We start from the raw sequence: 23,520 nt of genomic DNA, 5'->3' as shown, positions 1-23,520 counted from the left end.
GGCCAAGAAATTTGCCGACAATAGGTGCCGGTTATGAGAGTTACTGTTGAGCGCGCCGCTCTTCTGAAGGCGTTGGGGCATGTGCATCGCGTCGTCGAGCGCCGCAACACCATTCCGATCCTGTCGAACGTGCTGCTGCGCGCGGAAGACGGAACCCTGCGCCTGCGCGCGACCGACCTCGACATCGAGGTGACGGAGACGATCCCCGCCGACATCACGGAGGCAGGCTCCACCACGGTTCCGGCCTACATGATCTACGACATCGTGCGTAAGCTGCCTGAGGGCGCGCAGGTATCGCTGGAGATGACGGCCGATATGGGCCAGGTGCAGATCCGCTCGGGCCGCTCGCGCTTCATGCTGCAGGCCCTGCCGGAGAGCGACTTCCCGGATCTCGCCGCCGGCGACCTGCCGCACCGCTTCATACTGGCTGCCGCCGATCTCAAGCGCCTGATCGAGAAGACGCAGTTCGCGATCTCGACCGAAGAGACGCGCTACTATCTCAACGGCATCTATCTCCACACGCTTGATGTGGGCGGCTCGCTCATGATGCGTGCGGTTGCGACCGACGGTCACCGCCTCGCCCGCGTGGAGCTTCCCGCTCCCACCGGCTCGGAAGGCATGCCCGGCGTGATCGTTCCGCGTAAAGCGGTGGCCGAGATCGTGAAGCTCGTCGAGGACGGCTCCGAGAACGTCACCATCGAGCTGTCCTCGGCCAAGGTGCGCCTGACGTTCGATGGCGTGGTGCTGACCTCGAAGCTCATCGACGGCACCTTCCCGGATTATCAGCGCGTCATTCCTGCCGGCAACGACAAGATCCTCGTGGTCGAGCGCGGCGATTTCGCCAAGGCCGTGGACCGCGTTTCCACCATCTCCTCCGAGCGTGGCCGCGCGGTGAAGCTTGCGCTTGCCGATGGCCGCCTGACGCTCACCGTCAACAACCCGGATTCGGGCAGCGCGACGGAAGAGATCGAGGTCGATTACGATGCGACTCCGATCGATATCGGCTTCAATGCCCGGTATCTGCTCGACATCACGGCCCAGCTCGACGGCGATACGGCCCTGTTCAAGCTCGCCGATCCCGGCTCGCCCACCGTCATCCAAGACCGCGAAGGCGCAACGGCGCTCTACGTCCTGATGCCGATGCGCGTGTAAGCGCTTCTGGCAAACATCATCCTGGACGGCATCAGCCGTCCGGGATCGTTTCAGGATTAAGCTCCTTGTCATCACCGGTCTCGCGCCGGTGATCGTCGTTTTACCCCCACTCCGCCCTCATCCTGAGGAGCAGCCGTAAGGCTGCGTCTCGAAGGAGCGTCCAATGTTCTCTGGATCCTTCTTCGAGACGGCGCTGCGCGCCTCCTCAGGATGAGGGGAGTGGGTCTGGAAACGGGCGCAAAGCTTGTTCGCGACAATCGAAACCGCGGTTTGGCCGTGCCGACGCTTGATCTTTCGCGCCCGCTCCTGAATGAAGGGAGCGCATGTCCTCCACTCCCGTCCCCGCGTCCCGAATCGTCCGTCTGATCCTCCAGGATTTTCGTACCTATGCGAGCCTGGACCTCTCCGTGTCGCGCCAGCTCGTCGCGCTCGTCGGCGAGAACGGCGCGGGGAAGACCAATGTGCTGGAGGCGATCTCCCTGTTCATGCCGGGACGTGGCTTGCGCCGCGCGGAACTCGGCGACATGGCGCGCCAGGGCGGCCCCGGCTCATTCGCCGTTTCACTCACCCTCGACGCACCCTACGGCGAGCATCGCCTCGGCACCGGGCTTGAACCGCAGGGCGAAAACGGCCGATCCTCGCGCATATGCCGCATCGATGGCACGACCGCATCCTCACCCACGGCTTTCGCGGAATTCCTCCGTGTGGTCTGGCTCACGCCTGATCTCGATGTGCTGTTTCGCGGACCCGCCGGCGACCGCCGCCGTTTTCTCGACCGCCTGGTGCTCGCGGTGGATGCCGAGCATGGTGCGCGGGTGAATGCGCTGGAGCGTGCGTTGCGCTCCCGCAATCGCGTGCTCGAGGAAAATCCCGACGACCGCCTCTGGCTCGATGCGCTGGAGCGCGAGGTGGCGGAGCTTGCCATCGCGGTTGCCGCCGCGCGCCGCGAGACGGTGGAGCGGCTGGCCGCGCTCATTCTCGAAACGCGCGAGGAGGATTCCCCCTTCCCCTTCGCCACGATGGGACTTGAAGGCGAGATCGATACGCTCGTGGCCACGCTTCCCGCCGTCGATGCGGAGGATCGCTACCGCGCCACCTTACGCGACTATCGTGCACGCGACCGCGCGGCCGGGCGCACCCTCGTCGGCCCGCAGGCCTCTGATCTTCTCGTGCGGCACGGACCGAAGGACATTCCCGCCAATACCGCCTCCACCGGCGAGCAGAAGGCGCTGCTTATCGGCCTCGTTCTCGCCCATGCACGGCTTGTTGCCAGCATGAGCGGCATCGCACCCTTCGTGCTGCTCGACGAGGTCGCCGCCCATCTCGACCCCCGCCGCCGCGCGGGTCTTTTTGCGGCACTGGAATCCCTCGGCGGTCAGGTCTGGATGACGGGCGCAGACCCGAGCCTTTTTACAGAGCTGGACGGACGAGCGGATCTGTTGCAAGTTGCGCCAGGCAATATCGTTCCTTTTCAGGATCATCCATGAAGATGTCAGATATCCCCTTCGGCACGACTGATTGGTCGACCATAGAGCCCACCTTTCATCCGGGTGAGGCAGGGCATGCAACGTGGCGTACACGGCAGTTCAACGACATTCGTGTGCGCATGGTGGAATATTCGCCGAATTATCTGGCTGATCACTGGTGCAGCAAGGGTCATATTCTGTTCGTCCTCGAAGGTGAACTTGTGACTGAGCTTGAGGACGGCCGGGTGTTTACACTCACGGCAGGCCAAAGTTATCAGGTCGCCGATCAGGCAGAGCCTCATCGGTCAAAATCACCGAATGGTGCGAAGCTTTTCATCGTCGATTAGACTAATTCAGCGAAAGATTCGGGTGAAAGACCTATGGAACCCGCAGGCCTCATCCTGTTCTCGTCCGCCCTCTTCATCGCCGCCGCCTCTCCGGGGCCGGGGATTGCCGCCATCGTGGCGCGGGTGCTGGGGCGGGGGCCGAAGGGAGCGGTGGCGCTCAGCGCCGGAATCGTTCTGGGCGATCTGGTGTGGCTCACCTTCGCGGTGTTGGGGCTCGCTGCCTTGGCCCAGACCTTCCATGGGGTCTTCCTGGCCGTCAAATACGCGGGCGCGGCCTATCTGCTCTATCTCGCCTACAAGCTCTGGACGGCGCCAGCCACGGCACGGGACGTGATCGCAGAGGGGAAAGCCGAGCGTCCGGCGAAGCTCCTGCTGGGCGGGCTGGCGCTGACGCTGGGCAATCCCAAGGCGATCGTGTTCTACCTCGCGCTCCTGCCCACCTTCCTCGATCTGACGCGGATCACGGTGCTGGGCTACCTGGAGCTGGCTTTGGCAACCATGGCCGTGCTGTCGGTGGTGTTCGGCGGCTATATCGTGCTCGCCGCCCGGGCCCGTCGGCTCTTCACCAAGCCCGGCGCCATCCGCATTCTCAACCGGGTGACGGGCACGGTGATGGCGGGAGCTGCGGCAGCCGTGGCGGCGCGCTGAGGCCTTTTCCGAGCCTGAGGCAAAGAACCGCCCCTGAGAGGCCCTAAAACGGCACTTTTCCGTGGATTTTTCCGCCCCATTCCACGCGCGTACACGCGCGCGGGGGTGAAATTTCAACCAATCGTCACTAAATATCTGATCTGACGAATCAAAACCCTGGCGCGCCCTCATCCTTTCCGCTGCGCCTCGAAGGATCCCAAATGGCCGAACCTGCTATCAACGTGAATGCCGACGCCTATGGCGCGGAATCGATCAAGGTGCTCAAAGGCCTTGATGCGGTGCGCAAGCGGCCGGGCATGTATATCGGCGATACCGATGACGGCTCTGGCCTCCACCACATGGTCTATGAGGTGGTGGACAACGCCATCGACGAGGCGCTGGCCGGTCACGCAACGGAAGTCACGGTCACGCTCAACGCCGATGGCTCGGTGACCGTCACCGACAACGGCCGCGGCATCCCGACCGACATCCACCAGGGCGAAGGCGTCTCGGCGGCCGAGGTCATCATGACCCAGCTGCACGCGGGCGGTAAGTTCGACCAGAACTCCTACAAGGTCTCGGGCGGTCTGCACGGCGTGGGCGTATCCGTGGTGAACGCACTCTCGACTTGGCTGCGCCTCCGCATCTACCGCAACGGCAAGGAACACTTCATGGAGTTCCGCAACGGCGATGCCGTGGCTCCGCTCGCGGTTGTGGGCGACGCGCCGGAAAAGCGCGGCACGGAAGTGACCTTCCTGCCCTCCCCTGAAACCTTCACCATGGTGGAGTTTGATTACAGCACCCTCGAGCATCGCCTGCGCGAGTTGGCGTTCCTGAACTCGGGCGTGCGCATCATCCTCACCGACAAGCGCCATGCTGAGCACAAGCGCGAAGAGCTGATGTACGAGGGCGGCGTGGAAGCCTTCGTGCGCTATCTCGACCGCACCAAGAACGCGCTGATCCAGGCACCCATCGTGATCCGCTCCGAGAAGGACGGCATCGGCGTGGAAGTGGCGCTCTGGTGGAACGACTCGTATCACGAGAACGTGCTCTGCTTCACCAACAACATCCCGCAGCGGGATGGCGGCACGCACCTCGCGGGCTTCCGCGCAGCGCTCACCCGTCAGGTGAACGGCTATGCCGAGTCTTCTGGCATGACGAAGAAGGAAAAGGTTTCCCTCACGGGTGATGATTGCCGCGAGGGCCTGACCGCCATCGTCTCCGTGAAGGTGCCGGATCCGAAGTTCTCCTCGCAGACCAAGGACAAGCTTGTCTCCTCCGAGGTGCGCCCCGTGGTCGAGAACGTAGTCAACGAGTCGCTCAACAACTGGCTCGAAGAGCATCCGGCTGAGGCCAAGACGCTCGTCGGCAAGGTGGTGGAAGCAGCTGCCGCGCGTGAGGCCGCCCGCAAGGCACGCGAGCTCACGCGTCGCAAGGGCGCGCTCGACGTGGCGTCGCTCCCCGGCAAGCTCGCCGACTGTCAGGAGCGCGATCCGTCGAAATGCGAACTCATCCTCGTGGAGGGTGACTCGGCCGGCGGTTCCGCCAAGCAGGGCCGCGACCGCGCCTTCCAGGCAGTGCTGCCGCTGCGCGGCAAGATCCTCAACGTCGAGCGCGCGCGCTTCGACAAGATGCTGTCCAGCCAAGAGATCGGCACGCTGATCACCGCGCTCGGCACGGGCATCGGCCGCGAGGAGTTCAACATTGAGAAGCTGCGTTATCACCGCATCATCATCATGACGGACGCGGACGTGGACGGCTCGCATATTCGCACGCTCCTGCTCACGTTCTTCTTCCGTCAGATGCCGGAGCTGATCGAGCGCGGGCACCTCTACATCGCTCAGCCGCCGCTCTACAAAGCGACCCGCGGCAAGTCTTCGATCTATCTCAAGGACGAGCGTGCGCTGGAAGACTTCCTCATCGATGCGGGCATCGAGGGCGCATCGTTGCGCCTCGAGTCCGACGTTGAGTTCCAGGGCGATCAGCTCAAAGGCCTGATCGACGAGGCCCGTCTCGTGCGCCAGGTGCTGAGCAACCTGCATACGCGCTACAACCGCAAGGCTGTGGAGCAGGCCGCCATTGCTGGCGCGCTGCGCCCCGACGTGGTGGAGGATCCGCAGCGCGGCCCCGCTGCTGCCGCGTACATCGCGCAGCGTCTCGATGCGATTTCGGAAGAGCTCGAGCGCGGCTGGACCGGCGAGGTCAGGGATGGCGGCTATGTCTTCTCGCGCACGGTGCGTGGCGTGACGCAGAGCGCCACCCTCGATCAGGCGCTGATCGCAAGCCAGGAGGCCAAGAAGCTCGATGAGCGCGCCGCTTCCCTGCAGGACGTTTATGCCAAGCCGGCGATGCTCGTGCGCAAGAACGACGAGATGCAGATCGACGGCCCGCTTTCGCTGTTCGACGCCGTGATCGCTTCCGGCCGCAAGGGCCTGCAGCTGCAACGCTACAAAGGCCTTGGCGAAATGACGGCGCAGCAGCTCTGGGAAACCACGCTGGATCGTGAGATCCGCTCGCTCCTGCAGGTGAAGGTGAAGGACACCACCGACGCCGACGATCTGTTCGTGAAGCTCATGGGCGACGTGGTGGAACCCCGCCGCGAGTTCATCCAGGAGAACGCGCTCTCGGTCGCGAACCTCGACGTGTAAGGCTTCAGACGCAGCTTCAAACGACAGAAACCCCGCTCGAAAGAGCGGGGTTTTCATGTCCGGTATCGACTTCAAGCCGCGCGCGGAAGTTCTCTCTGGCTGCGCTCTTGACCCTTTAAGTTGATGATCTCGTTCTGTCGGCGGTCCATGGGGCCGCGACGCAAAGCGACGAGGAACTTGCGTACTTCCTCGGCCAGGTGCTCGCCCTGAACGGCGACCTCTCGCGACGTGTCGAGCACTGAACCTGCCAGATGCTTTGTTTCGGCCGTGTTCTGGCTCACGCTCTGGATGTTGTCCGTCACGCCCTGCGTTCCCACCGAGGTCTGTTCGACGCTGCGCGCGATCTCTGCGGTGGCAGCGGTTTGGCCTGAAATGCTCTGGGCGATACGCGAGGTGGCATGATCGATATCCGTCACGATCGTCGAGATCTCGGCCACCGCGGAAACGGCTGCCGTGGAGGCGGAGCGCAATTCCGAAATCTCGTTGGCGATCTCTTCCGTTGCTTTTGCCGTCTGGGTGGCGAGTGCCTTGACCTCCTGCGCCACCACGGCAAATCCGCGGCCGGCTTCGCCCGCGCGGGCAGCCTCAATCGTGGCATTGAGGGCGAGAAGGTTGGTCTGCTCGGCAATGCTGGTGATCAGGCCCACCACGGTGCTGATCCGCTCGACCGCGTTGTTCAGTCCGTTGACGATAGCACCCGTGGATTGTGCTTCCTGCGCCGCCTGGCGCGCCCGCGTCGCCGAATGATCAGCTTCGGTGCCGATCTCCTGCGCAGAGGCGGCGAGCTGCGTCACGGCAGCAGCAACGGTCTGCACGTTGACGGCCATCTCTGCCGCTGTCGAGGCCACGAGATTCGTGCGGTCGTCGGTGAGAATCGCACCTTCCTGCAGCACTGATGCCATGGTGCTCATGTTCGACGAGGATTCTGAAAGGGCCTTCACGATCGTATTGATCGCCTCCTCGAACTCCGCAGTCGATTCGTTGAAGGCGGCGAGACGTCCCTCGATGACGTGCGAAGCCTCATTGATGATGGACGTGCCGTGGAGCATAGCGCCATGAAGCCCATCCGGCAGGATGCGCCGGAAATACTGATTGTTGCGGACGGCATTCATCGCTGCCGAGGACTCACGGATATAGGCGTCGATCCGGTCGGTGGCATCATTGATCGTGCCATGCAGTTTTCCGAGGGCTCCACCTTCCCGGCTGCCGATGATGCGAGCCTCGAAGTCGCCATGCCCCACCCGATCGAGGATTTCGGTGGCGGTTGCGAGCGCACGGTAAGTGCGCAGCAGCATCACGCCGCCGACGATGAAACCGATATCGGCAACGAGCAGGGCCATCGACGGCAACGAGCCGGTGACGAGGGACGCAATGACCTGCCCCGTGACGGCAAGGGCAGCGACGGCAAACCCGATGCTTGCCTTAGAGAGAGAAGACAAATTCATCATAGCTGGCCTTGCTCGCAGTAACGGTTTTCATGAGGTGCTGATGGGATGCTACGAGACCCTCCTTGGCATTGCGGTAGGAAGTCTCGATCCGGCTGAGTTCGGCGTAGAAAGGCGTGATGATTTTTTCCACCACGTCACGCTTGGGCACGCGGCGGTTGGAGTGGAAACCGCAGACCTTGAGATTGCTGCCATAGGACGGCGTCACATGGGCGAAGACCCAGTAATGATCGCCGCTACGCGCCATGTTCTTCACATAGGCAAAGACCTCACGGCCATCCTGGATCGTGTCCCACAGAAGCTTGAAGACGGCACGTGGCATGTCCGGGTGGCGGATCAGGCTGTGCGGCTGACCAAGCAGCTCCCTCTCCGTGTAGCCCGCCACCTCGCAGAAGACCCTGTTCGCATACGTTATCCGGCCTTTCAGGTCCGTCTTCGAGACAATGAAGGAATCGGGATCGAAGAAGGTCTCACGTTGAGTGGGGGTTATTGCTCTGGTCATCTGGCGGCTTTGAGAAGGGGCGGCAGCTTGGTGTGGGGCCATCAGGTCTGCTTCTCGCAAAGCTTGCTTGCGCGAACCTGATCCCATTAAAGTAATATCGTTCGCAGGAGGGTTGATCTCGCGCGAGGGATGCGCGAAGCAGAGGCTCGCTTGCGCGACTGCTTTCGAAAGCTCCTCCATGTCAGCATCCTCCTCCTGGCGTCACCCTGTTCCACCAATCTCCGATGAGGAAAGACTTCAGCGCCTCATGCGCCTGCGAGAGCGTATGGAGGCCTCCGGGTTTGCCGGGCTCCTTCTGGGCTCGACCGAGAGCCTGCGCTACTTCACGGGTCTGGTTTGGCACGCGAGCGAGCGCCTCTGCGGCGCGCTCGTAACCATGGATCGCCTCATCTATGTCGTGCCGGGCTTCGAGCGCTCCCGGGTGGAGACTCTGCCGCGTCTGGACACCGAGATCGCCACCTGGGAGGAGGACGAGGATCCGACGGCTCTCGTGGCCGACCTTCTGGGCAACAAAGGCACCCTGGCGCTCGACAGCCATTTGCCGCTCTTCCTCTATCACCGGCTCGTCAGATCGCTTGGTGCGGAGCGGCTGGTGGATGGCGGGCCTTTGGTCGCTCACTTACGCATGCGCAAGTCCACCGCCGAGATCGCGCTCATTCAGTACGCCATGAATCTGACGCTCGACGTGCATCGGGTAGCACACACGGCGATGAAACCGGGCGTGCGGGCTTCCGAGATCGTGTCTCTCATCGATGCCGAGCACCGGCGTCGGGGCGCGGACAACGGATCGTCCTTCTGCATCGTTTCCTTCGGTACCACGACCTCCCTGCCCCATGGTGCCGAGGGCGACCAGGTGCTGGCAACGGGTGACCTGATCCTCGTCGATACGGGCTGTCATATCGACGGCTATTGCTCGGATCTGACGCGCACCTACGCGCTGGATGAGCCTTCAGCCGAGATCACGCGCATCTGGAACATCGAGCGCGAGGCGCAACAGGCGGTGTTCGACGCAGCGCACATCGGTGCACCATGCGAGGCGCTCGATGCGGCGGCACGCCGCGTGATCGAGGCGCATGGCCTTGGACCGGGTTACCGTGTTCCCGGCCTGCCGCATCGCGCCGGCCATGGGCTGGGCCTTGCGATTCATGAGGAGCCCTACATCGTGCGCGGCAACCCCACCGCGCTGGAACCCGGCATGTGCTTCTCCGACGAGCCGATGATTCTCGTGCCGGATGCCTTCGGCGTGAGGCTGGAAGACCACATCTTCATGACCGAGAGCGGGCCGCAATGGTTCACGCAGCCCTCGACAGCGCCGACGCAACCCTTCGGTTAGGAACTCAGGCCTCTTTGAAGCCAGAGAGGCAGCTTCCCGCTGACAACGCCCGTGCAGGCTGCATCCACGCAGGCGGAAAGGCTTCCGAAATGGAAGCGCCGTCCTGTGAGGCCAGGGCCGTAATGGGCGTATTTGCCGGAATTCGTCATGATCGTTTCAGCCGTCGGTGGAATGACCGGCTCGATGATCATGCACCAGCAGGTATCCGTGACGAACTGAACGCCGAACCGTTCGAGTTCTGACAGAATGCCGGCCTCGCGTGCCCTGTCGTGTGTGGCGCGTCCGCAGGTCACGACGACCGTCACGTCCTCATGCTTCTTGCGGCCGCGGCAGAGGGCAGCGAGCTTTTCGCATTCACTGAAGGAGAAATGCGGATTGCCGAGCGATACGAGATCGACCGACTGATCCGAGGCGCTGTCGAGTTCGCGCCAGCTCCGGAACAGGTCCTCGATGCGAATGTCGATGGTCGGAATGCTTTCGCCGCCGGTCGCGTCTTCCAGTGTCGCTGCCTCGGGCGTCACGCCGAGAATGTGGAACATGGGCGCGCTTGAGGTGGTCGCAAATGCAGCCCCGAAAGCCTTCAGATCATCCTGTGAGGGTGCAGCTCGTTCCAGCCCGGTGATGACGGGAATCCGGTTCCCGGCCACGAGGCCCAGGTGATAGCCGAGCAGCGGATAGAACGCATCATCGAGATCTTCGAGCTTCGGCAGATTGATCTGCAGAGCCGCCCTCCGGCTACTCCCGATATGACATCCGGCCAGCGGTGCGCGGCCCGTGAGCGCGATGCAGATGTCGAGAAAATCTGGATATTTCATCGTCCGCGCGCCGAGCACGCTGTTGGCATAGACGACGGCGTTGGATTCCGCCCAGACGACCTGCTCACCCTTATTCGGTGCGCTGTCGAGAAGATAAGGCGCGCAGGTGAAGGTGGGTCGCGCGCCCATATCGACATAAGCGTCGCCAAGCTGGCTCGCCGGTTCTCCGAAGGCGGGATCGATGCCTTGCGCGCGCCAGCGGCGGTGATCGACGGAAATCGAATTGAGTGTGGTCGGCACGGCAACCTTCCCGCCCCAATCCCGCAGCTGCTGTGCGAATTTGAGGGAGCCGTGACCGGTATAGACGCAGCCATCGATATGCGCCTGCGTGACGTCGATCAGCTGATTTGCACCTTGCAGCTGAGCCATCCGCAGGATGACCTTCATCGCGATCCGCGCGGCCTTGCCGTGCGCACCGCGCAGATAAGCCTGATCCGCTTCGCTCAGCCTGATAGGGGAGGCGCCGTTCTCCGGTCCTTCCTCGGCAAACTGAAGCTCGCGCAGTGCTTCCGGATGATCGCCGCATACAACGCGATTGCCATCAACCCGCGCATAGCGTGCTGTGGCCACCTGGTGGAAATCCTGAGGGTCCAGCGTGACGACAGGAATGGATTTCCCGAACACTTCCTCCGCGATCACGACGCCAAGAGTGAGGATATCATCCTCACGCTCGACTACCATGGCCGCGGGTCCCTTTCCGGTGAGAAGAAGTTCCAGAATGACCCCGCTGCCCGAGCAGGAGCCGCGCCCACCGGGAATGACAAGAACCTTGCCTGTCAGGATCTGGCCACTCAATGGATGGTGGCGGTCGATGACCTCACCGCTGGAGGGATCGACGCCGCCCCAGAAGCTCAGCTCCACGTTGCTTGCGATGATTTCTCCAAGAGCCTCGCCATGAACGAAGGCGGTGCCGGAAAAGACAGCTTCGCTCATGACGGCTCCTTTCATCAACGCGGCAGGAGAGCCTGCAGGTCGTCGTAGAGTGCCTTGGGGATGCGGACGCCATTCGCCTTGCTGCGCTCACGCGCTTCGTAGCGGCGCTGCGACGGCAGGCGCGCACCCTGGCCCACGATGGCGTCGAACATCTCTTCGGCGCGGGCCACATGCTGCGCCGCATCCGCGCCGAGGAATACCTTGGGATCGAAGGCGAGGATCAGTTCGCCGTGGCACGGCGCGGCACCGACGCCTTCATCGAAGGCCATGGATTCCGCACTCGTCATGTCGCCGATGAGCGGGCCTGCCATCAGCTCGATCATGGCAGATAGGGCAGAGCCCTTGTGGCCGCCGAAGGCGAGCATCGCGCCGGCCAAAGCAGCCGTTGCATCGTTCGTCGGGTTGCCCTCGCTGTCGATAGCCCAGCCGGTGGGGATGGGCTTGCCCGCGCGCCGGTGCAGCTCGATCTCACCCCGTGCGATGGCGCTGGTGGCGAAGTCGAACACAAAGGGAGGGCCGTCAGGGCGCGGCCAGGCGAAAGCGATCGGGTTCGTGCCCAACACGGGCTTCTTGCCGCCCGCCGGCGCGACCCAGCTGTGGCTCGGTGTCATGGCAAGCGCCACCAGCCCATCCGCGCAGATGGCCTCCACTTCGGGCCAGAGTGCAGAGAAGTGATAGCAATTGTTGATCGCCATGGCCGCAAGGCCCATCCTGTGGGCCTTTTCGACAAGCAGCGGTCTGCCGCGCTCGAAGGCCAGCGGCGAGAAGCCGTAATGAGCGTTGACGCGCACGATGGCGGGCGCGTGATCCACCACATCCGGCGCGGCGCCCGGATTGACCTTGCCCTCCTTCACGGAGCGCACGCAGCCAAGCAACCGATACATGCCATGGGAATGGCATTCGTCCCGCTGTCCGGCATAGACCACACCGGCGATGGCTTCAGCATGCTCCTGGGAGAGACCGCCAGCTTTCAGAACATCGATGCTGATGCGCCGGACCTCGTCCAGCGAGAGGGAGACTTCTTCGCTCATGCTTATTCGTTGTCCGTTCGGTTCCGGTTTTGTCGAAAGATGCGTTCTCGTCAGCTTACATCTGCGGCCAGGTATCCGACAGCTGGTAACCATCCGGCCACGGATCGTCGGGATCGAGCATGTGCTGGTGGGTGCCCGTGATCCAGGCCCGTCCCGAGATCGACGGGATGATGCCTCTCTTGCCGCCGACCGTCACCTCGTTCTCGATCCGGCAGATGAACTCGGAATCGATGATCGAGCGGCCGACGAAGCTATCGCCCACCTTCAGGATGCCGCGTGCATGGAGCACGGCCATGCGGGCCGAGCAGCCCGTGCCCGTGGGCGAGCGGTCGATCTTGCCTGGCCGCACCACGACGGCATTGGAGCCATGCGGAACGCCGTCGCGGTCCACGAGAGGTGCCGCGATCTGGCAGAACGAAATGTGATCCCAGCCGGGCAGCTCGGGATGCCTGAAGCCGATCTGCTCATTGGCCGCGCGGGTGATCTTCACGCCGATCTCGGCCAAATCCTTCGCCTCGTCGGGACGGATCGCGAAACCAAGGGCCGGCGCGTCCGCGATCACGAAGCTGTCGCCGCCATAGGCTGTATCGACGGTGAGCGTGCCGACACCTTCGACCTCAAGTTTCACGTCGAGCTTGTCGGCGAAAGAGGGGACGTTGCGAACCCGGATCCGTTCGGCCTTGCCGTTCCTGCATTCCGCCTCCACCTCGATGAGACCGCCGGGGGGCTCGAGGACCATGCGGGTGATCGGCTCCTGCATCGGGATGATGCCCGTATCGAGCAGGACGGTGGACACGCAGATGGAGTTGGAGCCCGACATGGGCGGCGTGTCGGCGGGCTCCATGATGATCCAGCCCATCTGCGCCTTCGGATTCTTCGGCGGCACCAGAAAGTTCACGTGCCGGAAGACGCCGCCGCGCGGCTCGTTCAGCACGAATTTTCGTAAGGTCTCGTCCTTCGCGATGAAGCGCGACTGCTCCCACACGGTGTCACCCGGGGGCGGCGCGACGCCGCCCACGATCACGTCACCGACCTCCCCTTCCGCGTGGCAGCTGACGACATGAACGACTTTCGACGTGCGCATGATGATCTCCGAGGCAGGACGATCTGAGTGTGAAATGTCTGGCTCGGGGATGAAACCCCGCGCCGTCAGAGAACGGACTTGAGGAAGGCGATCGTCTCGGGCTTCTGCGGGTTTCCGATCACCTGTTCGGGTGGGCCGATCTCGTGAATCAGACCCTTGTGGAAGAAAGCCACCCGGTCCGACACATCGCGCGCGAAGCGGATTTCGTGCGTGACGAGGATCATGGTCATGCCCTCTTCCGAGAGCATCTTCAGCGTATCCAGCACCTCGCCGACGAGCTGCGGATCGAGCGCCGACGTCACCTCGTCGAAGAGCATGTAGTCAGGCGACATGGCGAGTGCGCGCGCAATGGCCATGCGCTGCTGCTGGCCGCCGGAGAGCTTGGAGGGGTAGACCTTCAACTTATCGCCCAGACCCACATGGGTGAGCTGCCTGACAGCGATCTCCTCGGCTTCCCTCTTGCTCTTGCCCAGCACCTTGCGCGGCGCGAGCATCACGTTTTCGAGCACGGTGAGATGCGGGAAGGCATTCCACTGCTGGAACACAATGCCGATCTTCTGACGGAGTTTGTTGAGATCCGTGCCGCGGGCATGGACATCGATGCCATCGACGAGGATCTGACCGCCCTGGATCGGCTCGAGACCGTTGATGCACATGAGCATCGTGGACTTGCCCGAGCCCGATCCGCCGATGACGGAGAGCACCTCGCCCTTCTGAACGGTGAGGCTGACGCCCTTCAGCACCTCGAGATTGCCGAAGGATTTACGAACATCTTTCAACTCAATCATTTTCACGCCACCGCTTTTCGAGCCGTGCCCCGAGCCGTGCAATCGGGAAGCTCATGAGGAAGTAGATCAGGCCTGCAATCGAGAGAATGAAGAGCGGCTCCTGGAGGCGGGTCACGATGATCTGCGACGCCCGCAGCAGCTCGACGATGCCGATCCAGAGGACGAGCGCCGTATCTTTCATGACGCCAAGCGTGAGGCCGATCCAGCTCGGAAGCGCAACACGCAGGGCAATCGGGAAGACGATGCTGGTCAGGTCCTGGGTGTAGGTCATGCCGAGCGAGCGGGCCGCGCGGCGCGTCGTGGGCGGAACGGCCAGGATGCCGCCGCGCACGATCTCCGCGCAACAGGCAGCCGTGTAGAGCGCCAGCACCACGCAACCCACCGTGAAGGCCGTCACGTTGAGCTTGAGGATGGACTTGAACGAGTTCGCGAGAACGAACTGGATCAGGAGCGGCACCGAGCGCAGGATATCCAGCACGAAGCCGATGGGCGCGTTGAGCCACCACGGCGCCGTGGCGCGGGCGAGGCCGAAGAGCATCCCTAAGATGGTGCCGCCGAGCACGGCCCAGAAGGTGATGGTCAGCGTCGTTCCTGCGCCTTGCAGAAGGAAGAGAACGTCGTTCCAGGTGAGGCTTGTCTCGAACATCGCCGTCTCCTCAGTACCGGAACAGGCGCCAGGCGAAGAGGCGCGACGAGAGGGTGATGAACTTCGCCAGCAGGTAATAGATGATCGCCGCGATGGCAAAATATTCGAAGGTGCGGAAGGTGCGCACGTTCAGATCCTGCGTGACGCCGGTAAGATCCGTGTTGAGGCCGACCGTGACACCGAGCGACGTCATCAGAAGTGCCCAGACCATCTGATTGGTCATGGGATAGAATACGATCCTGAACATCTGCGGCAGCACGATCAGGCGGAAAGCCTGCGGCGCGCTCATGCCCAGCGAGCGGGCAGCGCGCGTCTGCGTATGCGGAATGGCGCGAAGGCCGCCACGGAACGTCTCGGCGAGATAGCCCGCATTGTTGAAGGCGATGCCTGCGAGCAACGCCACATAGGAGTCGAGCTGGATGCCGAAGGAGCCCAGGCCGAAATACGTCATATAGACCTGGAACAGGGCGGGCGTGTTGCGCGCGAGCTCGACCCAGCCAGTCGAGAACCCATAGAAAAGCTTGTTGTTCGACTGGCGGCCCAGCGCCAGGAACACGGCGATGGCGACGCCGATCACCATCGACAGCACAGCAATCTGGAGAGAAACCAGAGCGCCTCCCAGCATGTCCGGGAGAGCGTTGAGGGCCGGGCGCCAATGAAATGTGTAATTCAGCATGATGGGGGCGTGCCCAATGACATAACAGAACCAGAAGAGACCGAGGGTGATTGGGGCACCCTCGGCCGATGCATGTCGATCAGTAGTAGACGCCCTTCACGGTCAGGTCCGGAGCCTCGCCGCCGACCCACTTCTCGAACAGCTCCTTGTAGCGGCCCGTGCGCACCTGCTGGTTCACGAACAGGTTCAGGTAGTTGATGAGGCCCTGCTCCTGGCGCAGCCCGATGAGCGAGACATAGTCGGTCACGTAAGGAGCGTCGCCCTTCACGGTAAAGCCCTTGTACTTGCCGGACTTCACGACAGCCTGCGCCACGGTGTTCGTTACGACCGTTGCTTCGATCTGGCCCTGGGAGAGCGCAAGGAACACGTCGGCCTGAGTCTGGTAGGGACGGAACGAGCCGCCGCCCCATGCCTTCACGTCCTTCTCGAGCGCGATGGCCTCGTAGGTACCGGAGGTCGAGCCCGTCTTGCGACCTTTGAGGCTCTCATAGGTGTTGATGCCGGTATCTTCCCTCGTGAGGACGACCATCTTGAAGGCGAAGTAGGGAATCGAGAAGCCGACGGTCTTGGCGCGCTCCAGCGTGTCGGAGGTCGAGGCGACGCCCACATCCGCGCGGTCCGAGACGAGCGCCGGGATACGATCCGGGAACGGAGTTTCAACGATCTCAGCCTTCACGCCGAGCGCCTTGGCCAGATCGTTGCAGGTGTCCACGTCGAAGCCGACCGGCTGGTTCTTTTCGTCGCGCGAGCCCATGGGCGGGAAGTCGAGCACCACGGCGCAGCGCAGCACGCCGGAGGCGATGATGTCGTCGAGCTTGTCGGCTTTGGCAGGCATGGCGGCGAGCATGCCCAGAAGAAGTGCGGCCGCTGTGGTCCTCAGTTTCATCGTTTGGTCCCCTGGTTGATTCGTGTCCGAGCCCGGCAGTCCTCGCCCGAGATCAGCGGGCGCAGCATCTGCATATTGGATACAATTTGCAATATGAAATTTGTTTCAATTCGCCTAAGGTCTGAGCGACATTGCGTAGCGGTTGATTAGATGGCTGTCTTTTCAGGCGTTTGAAACGCTAAGTCTTCGTTGCACATTAGAATGCGACGCGCATGAATGCGCAGGATGCGCTGCCTTGAGCGCATCCTCCTACTTCAGCTCAGCTTGTGCGTCACATCAAAAGCTGTGACGCGTCGCATCAAAAACGTTGAGCAGAGAATGGCGTTACATCGAGAGATGTGGGCTTTTCTTCCAGCAGCTCCGTGACGAGACGAGATGTGATAGCAGCTTGTGTGAGGCCATAATGACCATGGCCGAACGCGTAGACGACGCGCTTATCGCGGCTGGCCTGGCCGATGACAGGCAGCGAATCCGGGATCGAGGGGCGAAAACCCATCCAGCGCTTGGCGGGCTGATTTTCATCGAGATGCGGCAGGAAGCGCTTGAGGCGCGTGATCATGGCGGATGTGCGCTCGTGATTGGGCGGAGCCTGCGTACCTGCGAATTCTACGGCACCACCGACGCGGTCACCGGTATCAAGCGTCGAAGCGACGAAACCTTCGCCTTCGAACATCACCGGACGGTTGAGGCCGAACGCGCCCTTTGCATAAGTGGCATTGTATCCACGCTCGGTATCCAGCGGAATGTTGTCGCCCAGCTGCTTGGCCAGCGCGCGCGACCAGACGCCGGAGGAGATCAGAACGCGATCAGCTGTGATATCCTTCACCGCGCCGTCGGTGCGAATGTGAACGGCATCGTTCGCAGGCTCTACGGCGAGAGCCTTTGCAGAGACAAGCACGGCCCCCCGCTCCAATGCGAGCCGCAGCAGATCGGCGGCCAGGAGCGCGGGATCGAACACATGGCAGCCATCCGGATAGAGAACCGCCGCTTCAACGCCGTGCAGCGCCGGCTCGATCTCTTTCAGATCCTGTGGCTTGAGGATTTCCAGCGGAATCCCGAAATTCTTCTGACGAGTGATGATGTCTTCGGCCCGCAGGAAGTGGTTGCGATCTCGCCAGACGGAGAGAATGCCCTTCTCACGAAGGTGACCATCCAAGCTCAGGGAGGAGAGAAGCGCTTTCCACGCGGGCAGAGCCTCCGCATTGATGGCGCGAATGGCGGCGATGCTGGATTTAATGCGCGCTGGAGATGAGGCCAGAACGAATCGCAACAGCCATGGGGTCAGAGCCGGAAGATAGGCTGGCCTGATGGTGAGCGGCCCGAGCGGATCCATCATCCAGCGAGGCAGGTTTCTCCAGGCCTTGGGCGATGCCAGCGGCATCACGTCCATATGGGCGATCCAGCCTGCATTGCCGTCCGTCGGACGCTGCTGATTGTTGCCAGGATCGACAAGAGTGACCTGGTGTCCCTTGTCGAGAAGCGCATGAGTCGCCGCAAGGCCGACGATACCTGCACCAACGATCGCGATCCGCATCATGAAACCTGTTGTGGAAGAGACCTCAAAGACAAGGGCGACTCGGAGGCCGAGTCGCCCACCTATTCATTCGATCTTACGAAGAGCGGGTTTGATCCACGACCTGGAAGCCGTTCGCAAAAGGATCCCGATCGTCGATGAAGATGGTGTTGAAGCCGGTCACTCGTGCCCAGCCTTCGATGGACGGGATGATGGCATCGCGGTCACCCACCTTCGCGCGGCCTTCGATGCGGCCCGTAAAGGTTGAGCCAATGATGCTCTCATGCACGAAGGCATCGCCTTCCTTCAGAGCACCGCGCGCGGCGAGATGCGCCATGCGAGCCGACGTTCCCGTGCCGCAGGGCGAACGGTCGATGGCCTTGTCGCCATAGAACACCGCATTGCGCGCCGTGCCGCCCGGCGTCTGCGCCTTGCCGGTCCACAGAACGTGCGTCAGGCGATTGATGCTCGGGTTCTCAGGATGCGCGATCGGGTAGCGCGCATTGAACGCCTCGCGCAGCTTCGGGCTCCAGCGCAGGATGTCGGACGGATCGACGTCCGCAAGATCGGAATAGAGCTTCTGCGGCTCGACGATGGCATAGAAGTTGCCGCCATAGGCCACGTCGACGGTGAGGTGCCCGAGGCCCTCGACCTCAACCTCATAGCCCGTGCCATAGAGGAACGAGGGAATGTTGGTGATGCGCACGCGCTCGATGAACGGGCCGTTCTGCTCGTAGCGCGCTTCGACGACGCCGGCCGGCGTGTCGAGCCGGAGAAGACCGGGTGTCTTCGGATGGATGAGGCCGTTCTCCAGCGCGATCGTCACCGTACCGATGGTGCCGTGGCCGCACATGGGCAGGCAGCCGGAGGTTTCGATGAAGAGAATGCCCACATCGCAATCAGGGCGTGTCGGCGGATAGAGGATCGAGCCCGACATCATGTCGTGCCCGCGCGGCTCGAACATGAGGCCCGTGCGAATCCAGTCGTATTCCGCCAGGAAGTGCTGGCGCCGTTCGAACATCGTCTCCCCTTTGAGCTGGGGAATGCTGCCGCCACCCACCACGCGGACGGGATTGCCGCAGGTGTGACCGTCGATGCAGAAAAAGGTGTGACGCGCCATGGCTTCGCTCGCAGATCGAATTTCTCTCGTGAATGGAAAGTAAAGAGGCGGAGGAGACTTTGCTCCCCCGCCGTCACCTTATCAGGCTGCCGTCTTCAATCCCACATCGGGGAGCTTCGGCCGGTTTTTCAGCGCCTGGGCCATGATCTCCTCGACGTAAGCGCGGTCCTTGCCTTCGAGGGCTAAACGCGGCGGACGGGTGAGCGCGGAGCCGCGGCCCATGATCTCCTCGCAGAGCTTGATGCACTGGACGAGGTCGGGACGGGCATCGAGGTGGAGCAGCGGCATGAACCAGTCGTAGAGAGCGCGCGCCTCTTCATAGCGGCCGGCCTTCGCGAGACGGAACAGGGTCTCGCCCTCCTGTGGGAAGGCATTCGACATGCCGGAGATCCAGCCGACGGCACCGAGCATCACGCTCTCGACCACCACATCGTCGAGGCCTGCGAACAGCACGAAGCGGTCGCCGACCATGTTGCGCGTGTCGGTGAAGCGACGCGTATCACCGGACGAATCCTTGAAGCAGACGATGGTTTCGCAATCGGCGAGCGAGGCGAGAATGTCGGGCGTCACGTCGTTCTTGTAGATCGGCGGGTTGTTGTAGACCATCACCGGCAGGTCGGTCGCCTTGGCGACGCCGCGGAAGTGAGCGGCCGTCTCATGGGGCTTCGAGGAATAGACGAGCGCCGGCATCACCATGATGCCGTCGAGGCCCACGCGCGCGGCCTCCTTCGCGACTTCCGAGGCGAACTGGGTGGTGAATTCGGCAATGCCTGCGATGACGGGCACGCAGCCGGCGGAGACAGCCTTCGCGGTTTCCATGACGGCGACCTTCTCGGACCGGCTGAGCGAGGTGTTCTCGCCGACGGTGCCGCAGACGATGAGGCCGGACACGCCGTCACGGATCAGGCCGTCCATCACCTTGGCGGTAGCCTCGAGATCCAGCTCGTAGTTCGGCTTGAACTGGGTGGTCACTGCGGGAAAGACGCCTTCCCAGCCGATTTTCTTCGCCATTGTGCTCTTAGCTCCTGCGATGAGGCGTTGAATCCTGTTAATGTAGATTGTATAAAATCGCCGATGTCAAGCCAATCTCTAGACCATCTGCTATAGAGTAATAAGATCCGTTCTCCCGCCCCTCCGTAAGTGAGATCCGAGCGCCCATGCCGTCTACAAGACCTGCCCAGAAGTCATTGCAGCACAGGACCATCTCCTCTGCCGTTGCGGAGGAGTTGCGGCGGCGGATCGTGGACGGGGAGTTCAAATCGGGCTTCCAGCTGCGGCAAGATGCGCTCGCCGCCGAATTCGGCGTCAGCCGCATTCCGGTTCGCGAAGCCCTGATGCAGCTGGAGGCGGAAGGCCTCGTCAAAATCCATCCTCACCGGGGCGCGATCGTCTCCGAGCTTTCGACGGAAGAGATCGACGAACTCTTCGAGCTGAGAGCCTGGCTCGAACCGCGCCTGCTCAAAGCTTCGGCCCCACGCCTGACGGAAGCCGACTACAAGCGGCTGAACGAGATTCTGCAGGAATACAGCTCCGAGCTGCGGGCCATGCACATCAGCCGCTGGGGCGAGCTGAACACCGAGTTCCACATGGTGCTCTATCAGCACGCCAAGCAGCCGCGCTCGCTCGCCATCGTCGCGAACCTCCTGCAGGAGAGCGACCGGCACACGCGCCTCCAGCTCTCATTGACGCAAGGCATGGAGCGCGCTGCCAGCGAGCACGCCGAACTTCTGAAACTCTGCACGGAAGGCAAGATCAGCGCCGCCTGCTCGCTTCTGAAAAAGCATATCGAGGGCGCGGGAAAGTCGCTGCGCAGCTACTTGGAAGAGCATCAGAAGGCGAGCGCGCAGAATTAACGAGGCGGTTTTGTACCGCCTCACCACATTTGTGCACGTGAGTTCAGCGCAGAGAATGCAGGATGCTCAATCGGCTCACGCCGCCGATTGTCCGCGATAGGTCTTCTCGAGTGTCTCAATGTCGAGCTTGATCATCGCCATCATCGCTTCGGTGACCCGACTGACTTTCGCGGGGTCCTTGTCCTTCATCATGCGGCCCAGCGCTTCGGGCACGATCTGCCACGAGACCCCATAGCGATCCGTGATCCAGCCGCATCGCTGCGGTGTGCCGCCATCCGACAAGGCGTCCCACAATCGGTCGACTTCCGATTGGTCGGCGCAACTCACGAAGAGCGAGATCGCCGGCGTAAACTGGAAATACGGCCCACCATTCAGCGCCATGTAGCGCATGCCTGCAAGTGTGAACTCGACCGACATGACGTCACCCGACTTTCCGCCGGGTGTTTCGACCGTGTAGGGCAGAATGGCGTCGATGTGTGAACCGGGCAACAACGACACATAGAACTTCGCAGCCTCTTCGGCCTTTCCGTCGAACCATAGGCAAGGGGTGATTTTGGACATCACTCCTCCTCCGAATCGAGAAGAATCTGGAAACCGCCCCAGAACATGCGCTTGCCATCGAACGGCATCTCGGCTCCGGCCAGTCGTGGGTCTGCCATGACCTTCTTGTTGCCTGCATCACGCGCCTCCTTCGAGGGCCAGACGATCCAGGAGAAGACGACGTTCTCAGTTCCCTCTGCCTTCACGGCTTTCTTGAAATCGGTAACCTCTCCATCCGGGAGGTCGTCGCCCCAGCATTCGACGACGCGAAGTGCTCCGTGTTCCTTGAAGATCGGTGCGGCCTGCGCAGCGACCTTGCGGTAGGCCTCGCGATTGCCAGCGGGAACGGGAATAATGAATCCATCAACATAGCTCATAACGTTCTCCCTCAGTTCAAGCTGCATCCGGAATGGAACGGCCCTCCGCGAGTGCAGCAAGCTGGCTTGCGACGATGCCCCAGCCTTCATGGAATCCCATGGCCTCATGCTGCTTCAGCGTCTCCTCGTTCCAGTGCCGCACACGCGCCGTGTAGCGGGTGCCGGCTCCTTCAGGCTCGAAGGTGACGATCACCACCATGAAGGGATCCTGCGGAATCCATCCCGTCCTGAAGGCATTGGTGAACACGATCTTGCGGTTCGGCTCGACCTCGAGAAACACGCCCTCCTCCCGCGACAGGTCGGTTCCGTCGGGGGCCCGCATCGCCATCAACGCGCGCCCGCCGGGCCGGAGATCCATATCGACCTCCGGCGTGGTGTAGGGGCGCGGCGCCCACCATTCGCCGGTTCGCTCGGTCCAGACACGATAGACCGTCTCAGGCGAGGCGTTGATCGACCGCGTGATCGACAATTCATGGGCGGCGCTCTGGTCCGTCATGGCTTTGTCCTTTCGTTGTTGATGCGGCTTTATGCGCTTGCCGTCTCGGCCATGGCGGTCTTCGCCGCCTCCATATCCATCCACATCACTTCCCAGATATGGCCGTCCGGATCCTCGAAGCTGCGGCCATACATGAAGCCATGGTCCAGATTCAGGCCGGGATCGGCGCGCCCGCCTGCAGCGCTTGCCTTCACAACGATGTCGTCGACCTCATTCCGACTGTCGGCCGAGAGGCAGATCAGCACCTCGGATGTCTCCTGCGCATCGGCGATCCTTTTCGGCGTGAACTGGCGGAACTTGTCGTGGGTCAGCAGCATCGCATGGATGGTCTCGGAGAAGACCATGCAGGAGGCGGTGTGATCGCTGAACTGCTCGTTCTTGACGGCTCCGATGGCCCGGTAGAACGCGGTGGCGCGATCAAGATCCGTGACGGGCAGATTGACGAAAATGAGCTTGGACATGGCTTTCTCCCCTTCTGGTTTTGACAAGGATTCCAGAGAAAGTTATAAATAGCAACTATGAAGTTAGAAAAAGTAACTAAAAAATCAGGAACCCAGTCTCGCCGCCAGTATGAAGATGCCTGCGCGGCCGCCCATGCGCTCGACCTGGTCGGGGAGCGTTGGGCGCTTCTCGTCATGCGCGAGCTCATGATGGGGCCGAAGCGCTTCAGCGACCTGCGCGAGGGCCTGCCGGGCATCAGCGCGAACGTTCTCACCCAGCGGCTTGAGGGGCTCGAGACTGTCGGCGTGCTCATCCGCCGCAAACTGCCCCCGCCCGCCTCTGCTCAGGTCTATGAGCTGACGGAGTGGGGCTATGAGAGCGAGCCCATCTTCCAGGCTCTCGGCCGCTGGGCCGCGCGCTCGCCCCTGCACGATCCCACCCTTCCCTTCAGCGCCGCATCCTTCCTTCTGTCGCTGCGCACGATGCTGGATGCCGAGCGTGCCAAAGGCCTCGATGCGCAGATCGGTTTTCGCCTGAATGATGAAACCTTCCTCGCTCACCTCGCCGATGGCCGGATCGAGATTGCGCGCGGGCCTGTCGAGGGTGCCGATCTGATCTTCACCGGCACGCCGCCGATGCTGGCGGGCGCCATCTATGGCGGCCAGCCCCTGAATGCTCTGGAGAGCGCAGGCGTCGTGAAGGTCGAAGGCGACAGGACGCTGGCGGAACGCTTCGTGGGATTGTTCCCGCTGCCGCCGAAGGTATCGCGCCCGGCTTAAGGCTTTGCCGGAACTATGCCGA

Annotated in this window: 24 protein-coding genes; 8 read left to right on the top strand and 16 right to left on the bottom strand. The window is 62.4% G+C overall.

The window, feature by feature from the left end:
* Window positions 1–33: 33 nt before the first annotated feature.
* The 5 genes from dnaN (at window position 34) to gyrB (ending at window position 6,240) form a co-directional block, all read left to right on the top strand.
* Window positions 34–1,152: a DNA polymerase III subunit beta gene (gene dnaN, locus DC522_RS07385; protein ID WP_116528062.1), complete on the top strand. Its 1,119-nt coding sequence runs from the start codon at window positions 34–36 to the stop codon at window positions 1,150–1,152.
* Between the two features lie 323 nt (window positions 1,153–1,475).
* The gene (recF, locus tag DC522_RS07380) at window positions 1,476–2,639 is read left to right on the top strand and encodes a DNA replication/repair protein RecF (RefSeq protein ID WP_116528061.1); all 1,164 of its coding nucleotides are present in this window, start codon (window positions 1,476–1,478) and stop codon (window positions 2,637–2,639) included.
* Window positions 2,636–2,965, top strand: coding sequence for a DHCW motif cupin fold protein (locus tag DC522_RS07375; RefSeq protein WP_116528060.1), 330 nt, complete (start codon window positions 2,636–2,638; stop codon window positions 2,963–2,965). Before recF ends, DC522_RS07375 begins: the two co-directional genes overlap by 4 nt.
* A gap of 33 nt (window positions 2,966–2,998) precedes the next feature.
* Window positions 2,999–3,613 carry a LysE family translocator gene (locus tag DC522_RS07370; protein ID WP_116528059.1) on the top strand — a complete coding sequence of 205 codons (615 nt, stop codon included), beginning with the start codon at window positions 2,999–3,001 and terminating at the stop codon, window positions 3,611–3,613.
* Window positions 3,614–3,813: 200 nt separating this feature from the next.
* Entirely contained in the window at window positions 3,814–6,240 is a 2,427-nt protein-coding gene (gene gyrB, locus DC522_RS07365) for a DNA topoisomerase (ATP-hydrolyzing) subunit B (RefSeq protein WP_116528058.1), read from the top strand.
* Window positions 6,241–6,311: 71 nt separating this feature from the next.
* Here the strand turns inward: gyrB and DC522_RS07360 are convergent, their stop codons facing one another.
* Together DC522_RS07360 and DC522_RS07355 are read right to left on the bottom strand one after the other, a co-directional pair.
* Entirely contained in the window at window positions 6,312–7,679 is a 1,368-nt protein-coding gene (locus tag DC522_RS07360) for a methyl-accepting chemotaxis protein (protein WP_165820087.1), read from the bottom strand.
* Window positions 7,663–8,187, bottom strand: a complete 525-nt coding sequence (locus DC522_RS07355; RefSeq protein ID WP_116528145.1) for a PAS domain-containing protein — start codon at window positions 8,185–8,187, stop codon at window positions 7,663–7,665. The genes DC522_RS07360 and DC522_RS07355 overlap by 17 nt, the downstream gene beginning before the upstream one ends.
* A 178-nt stretch (window positions 8,188–8,365) precedes the next feature.
* Between DC522_RS07355 and DC522_RS07350 the strand changes: the two genes are divergently transcribed.
* Window positions 8,366–9,520, top strand: coding sequence for a Xaa-Pro peptidase family protein (locus tag DC522_RS07350; protein WP_116528056.1), 1,155 nt, complete (start codon window positions 8,366–8,368; stop codon window positions 9,518–9,520).
* Here DC522_RS07350 and DC522_RS07345 read toward each other — a convergent pair.
* The 10 genes from DC522_RS07345 to DC522_RS07300 form a co-directional block, all read right to left on the bottom strand.
* Window positions 9,517–11,268, bottom strand: coding sequence for an aconitase X (locus DC522_RS07345; protein ID WP_116528055.1), 1,752 nt, complete (start codon window positions 11,266–11,268; stop codon window positions 9,517–9,519). The genes DC522_RS07350 and DC522_RS07345 overlap by 4 nt on opposite strands.
* 14 nt (window positions 11,269–11,282) lie before the next feature.
* A complete protein-coding gene (locus DC522_RS07340; RefSeq protein ID WP_116528054.1) occupies window positions 11,283–12,299 on the bottom strand; it encodes an Ldh family oxidoreductase in 1,017 nt (338 codons plus the stop codon).
* 55 nt (window positions 12,300–12,354) lie between these two features.
* Window positions 12,355–13,383 carry a proline racemase family protein gene (locus DC522_RS07335; protein ID WP_116528053.1) on the bottom strand — a complete coding sequence of 343 codons (1,029 nt, stop codon included), beginning with the start codon at window positions 13,381–13,383 and terminating at the stop codon, window positions 12,355–12,357.
* A gap of 65 nt (window positions 13,384–13,448) precedes the next feature.
* The gene (locus tag DC522_RS07330; protein WP_116528052.1) at window positions 13,449–14,171 is read right to left on the bottom strand and encodes an amino acid ABC transporter ATP-binding protein; all 723 of its coding nucleotides are present in this window, start codon (window positions 14,169–14,171) and stop codon (window positions 13,449–13,451) included.
* Window positions 14,164–14,817, bottom strand: coding sequence for an amino acid ABC transporter permease (locus tag DC522_RS07325; RefSeq protein WP_116528051.1), 654 nt, complete (start codon window positions 14,815–14,817; stop codon window positions 14,164–14,166). The genes DC522_RS07330 and DC522_RS07325 overlap by 8 nt, the downstream gene beginning before the upstream one ends.
* Window positions 14,818–14,827: 10 nt before the next feature.
* Entirely contained in the window at window positions 14,828–15,493 is a 666-nt protein-coding gene (locus DC522_RS07320) for an amino acid ABC transporter permease (RefSeq protein ID WP_116528050.1), read from the bottom strand.
* A gap of 79 nt (window positions 15,494–15,572) precedes the next feature.
* Window positions 15,573–16,379, bottom strand: coding sequence for a transporter substrate-binding domain-containing protein (locus DC522_RS07315; RefSeq protein WP_116528049.1), 807 nt, complete (start codon window positions 16,377–16,379; stop codon window positions 15,573–15,575).
* Between the two features lie 298 nt (window positions 16,380–16,677).
* Window positions 16,678–17,916, bottom strand: a complete 1,239-nt coding sequence (locus DC522_RS07310; RefSeq protein ID WP_245444032.1) for an FAD-binding oxidoreductase — start codon at window positions 17,914–17,916, stop codon at window positions 16,678–16,680.
* 73 nt (window positions 17,917–17,989) lie between these two features.
* A complete protein-coding gene (locus DC522_RS07305) occupies window positions 17,990–19,012 on the bottom strand; it encodes a 4-hydroxyproline epimerase (protein ID WP_116528048.1) in 1,023 nt (340 codons plus the stop codon).
* 81 nt (window positions 19,013–19,093) lie between these two features.
* Window positions 19,094–20,023, bottom strand: a complete 930-nt coding sequence (locus tag DC522_RS07300) for a dihydrodipicolinate synthase family protein (RefSeq protein ID WP_116528047.1) — start codon at window positions 20,021–20,023, stop codon at window positions 19,094–19,096.
* A gap of 146 nt (window positions 20,024–20,169) precedes the next feature.
* On the opposite strand from DC522_RS07300, the gene DC522_RS07295 reads away from it, so the two are divergent.
* Window positions 20,170–20,865, top strand: a complete 696-nt coding sequence (locus DC522_RS07295; protein WP_116528046.1) for a GntR family transcriptional regulator — start codon at window positions 20,170–20,172, stop codon at window positions 20,863–20,865.
* 75 nt (window positions 20,866–20,940) lie between these two features.
* Here the strand turns inward: DC522_RS07295 and DC522_RS07290 are convergent, their stop codons facing one another.
* Genes DC522_RS07290 through DC522_RS07275 form a run of 4 tightly spaced genes read right to left on the bottom strand, consistent with a single transcriptional unit; the run spans window position 20,941 to window position 22,739 of the window.
* Entirely contained in the window at window positions 20,941–21,426 is a 486-nt protein-coding gene (locus tag DC522_RS07290; RefSeq protein ID WP_116528045.1) for a VOC family protein, read from the bottom strand.
* Window positions 21,426–21,782, bottom strand: coding sequence for a DUF1428 domain-containing protein (locus tag DC522_RS07285; protein ID WP_116528044.1), 357 nt, complete (start codon window positions 21,780–21,782; stop codon window positions 21,426–21,428). Before DC522_RS07285 ends, DC522_RS07290 begins: the two co-directional genes overlap by 1 nt.
* A gap of 16 nt (window positions 21,783–21,798) precedes the next feature.
* Window positions 21,799–22,278: an SRPBCC family protein gene (locus DC522_RS07280; protein ID WP_116528043.1), complete on the bottom strand. Its 480-nt coding sequence runs from the start codon at window positions 22,276–22,278 to the stop codon at window positions 21,799–21,801.
* Window positions 22,279–22,307: 29 nt separating this feature from the next.
* Window positions 22,308–22,739 carry a VOC family protein gene (locus tag DC522_RS07275; RefSeq protein ID WP_116528042.1) on the bottom strand — a complete coding sequence of 144 codons (432 nt, stop codon included), beginning with the start codon at window positions 22,737–22,739 and terminating at the stop codon, window positions 22,308–22,310.
* Between the two features lie 57 nt (window positions 22,740–22,796).
* On the opposite strand from DC522_RS07275, the gene DC522_RS07270 reads away from it, so the two are divergent.
* Entirely contained in the window at window positions 22,797–23,498 is a 702-nt protein-coding gene (locus DC522_RS07270; protein ID WP_116528041.1) for a helix-turn-helix domain-containing protein, read from the top strand.
* Window positions 23,499–23,520: the final 22 nt, after the last annotated feature.

This window comes from Microvirga sp. KLBC 81 (assembly GCF_003075415.1).
Lineage (GTDB): Bacteria > Pseudomonadota > Alphaproteobacteria > Rhizobiales > Beijerinckiaceae > Microvirga.
This window is presented reverse-complemented; position numbering and strand designations above follow the sequence as displayed.

What these genes read in the sequence shown, in the direction of transcription:
- DC522_RS07280 (WP_116528043.1), bottom strand. Translation starts at nt 22,278, where the DNA reads ATGACGGACCAGAGCGCCGCCCATGAATTGTCGATCACGCGGTCGATC.
- gyrB (WP_116528058.1), top strand. Translation starts at nt 3,814, where the DNA reads ATGGCCGAACCTGCTATCAACGTGAATGCCGACGCCTATGGCGCGGAA.
- DC522_RS07325 (WP_116528051.1), bottom strand. Translation starts at nt 14,817, where the DNA reads ATGTTCGAGACAAGCCTCACCTGGAACGACGTTCTCTTCCTTCTGCAA.
- DC522_RS07295 (WP_116528046.1), top strand. Translation starts at nt 20,170, where the DNA reads ATGCCGTCTACAAGACCTGCCCAGAAGTCATTGCAGCACAGGACCATC.
- DC522_RS07275 (WP_116528042.1), bottom strand. Translation starts at nt 22,739, where the DNA reads ATGTCCAAGCTCATTTTCGTCAATCTGCCCGTCACGGATCTTGATCGC.
- DC522_RS07345 (WP_116528055.1), bottom strand. Translation starts at nt 11,268, where the DNA reads ATGAGCGAAGCTGTCTTTTCCGGCACCGCCTTCGTTCATGGCGAGGCT.
- DC522_RS07270 (WP_116528041.1), top strand. Translation starts at nt 22,797, where the DNA reads ATGAAGTTAGAAAAAGTAACTAAAAAATCAGGAACCCAGTCTCGCCGC.
- DC522_RS07330 (WP_116528052.1), bottom strand. Translation starts at nt 14,171, where the DNA reads ATGATTGAGTTGAAAGATGTTCGTAAATCCTTCGGCAATCTCGAGGTG.
- dnaN (WP_116528062.1), top strand. Translation starts at nt 34, where the DNA reads ATGAGAGTTACTGTTGAGCGCGCCGCTCTTCTGAAGGCGTTGGGGCAT.
- DC522_RS07290 (WP_116528045.1), bottom strand. Translation starts at nt 21,426, where the DNA reads ATGTCCAAAATCACCCCTTGCCTATGGTTCGACGGAAAGGCCGAAGAG.
- DC522_RS07340 (WP_116528054.1), bottom strand. Translation starts at nt 12,299, where the DNA reads ATGAGCGAAGAAGTCTCCCTCTCGCTGGACGAGGTCCGGCGCATCAGC.
- DC522_RS07310 (WP_245444032.1), bottom strand. Translation starts at nt 17,916, where the DNA reads ATGATGCGGATCGCGATCGTTGGTGCAGGTATCGTCGGCCTTGCGGCG.
- recF (WP_116528061.1), top strand. Translation starts at nt 1,476, where the DNA reads ATGTCCTCCACTCCCGTCCCCGCGTCCCGAATCGTCCGTCTGATCCTC.
- DC522_RS07300 (WP_116528047.1), bottom strand. Translation starts at nt 20,023, where the DNA reads ATGGCGAAGAAAATCGGCTGGGAAGGCGTCTTTCCCGCAGTGACCACC.
- DC522_RS07350 (WP_116528056.1), top strand. Translation starts at nt 8,366, where the DNA reads ATGTCAGCATCCTCCTCCTGGCGTCACCCTGTTCCACCAATCTCCGAT.
- DC522_RS07375 (WP_116528060.1), top strand. Translation starts at nt 2,636, where the DNA reads ATGAAGATGTCAGATATCCCCTTCGGCACGACTGATTGGTCGACCATA.
- DC522_RS07335 (WP_116528053.1), bottom strand. Translation starts at nt 13,383, where the DNA reads ATGCGCACGTCGAAAGTCGTTCATGTCGTCAGCTGCCACGCGGAAGGG.
- DC522_RS07285 (WP_116528044.1), bottom strand. Translation starts at nt 21,782, where the DNA reads ATGAGCTATGTTGATGGATTCATTATTCCCGTTCCCGCTGGCAATCGC.
- DC522_RS07355 (WP_116528145.1), bottom strand. Translation starts at nt 8,187, where the DNA reads ATGACCAGAGCAATAACCCCCACTCAACGTGAGACCTTCTTCGATCCC.
- DC522_RS07320 (WP_116528050.1), bottom strand. Translation starts at nt 15,493, where the DNA reads ATGCTGAATTACACATTTCATTGGCGCCCGGCCCTCAACGCTCTCCCG.
- DC522_RS07315 (WP_116528049.1), bottom strand. Translation starts at nt 16,379, where the DNA reads ATGAAACTGAGGACCACAGCGGCCGCACTTCTTCTGGGCATGCTCGCC.
- DC522_RS07305 (WP_116528048.1), bottom strand. Translation starts at nt 19,012, where the DNA reads ATGGCGCGTCACACCTTTTTCTGCATCGACGGTCACACCTGCGGCAAT.
- DC522_RS07370 (WP_116528059.1), top strand. Translation starts at nt 2,999, where the DNA reads ATGGAACCCGCAGGCCTCATCCTGTTCTCGTCCGCCCTCTTCATCGCC.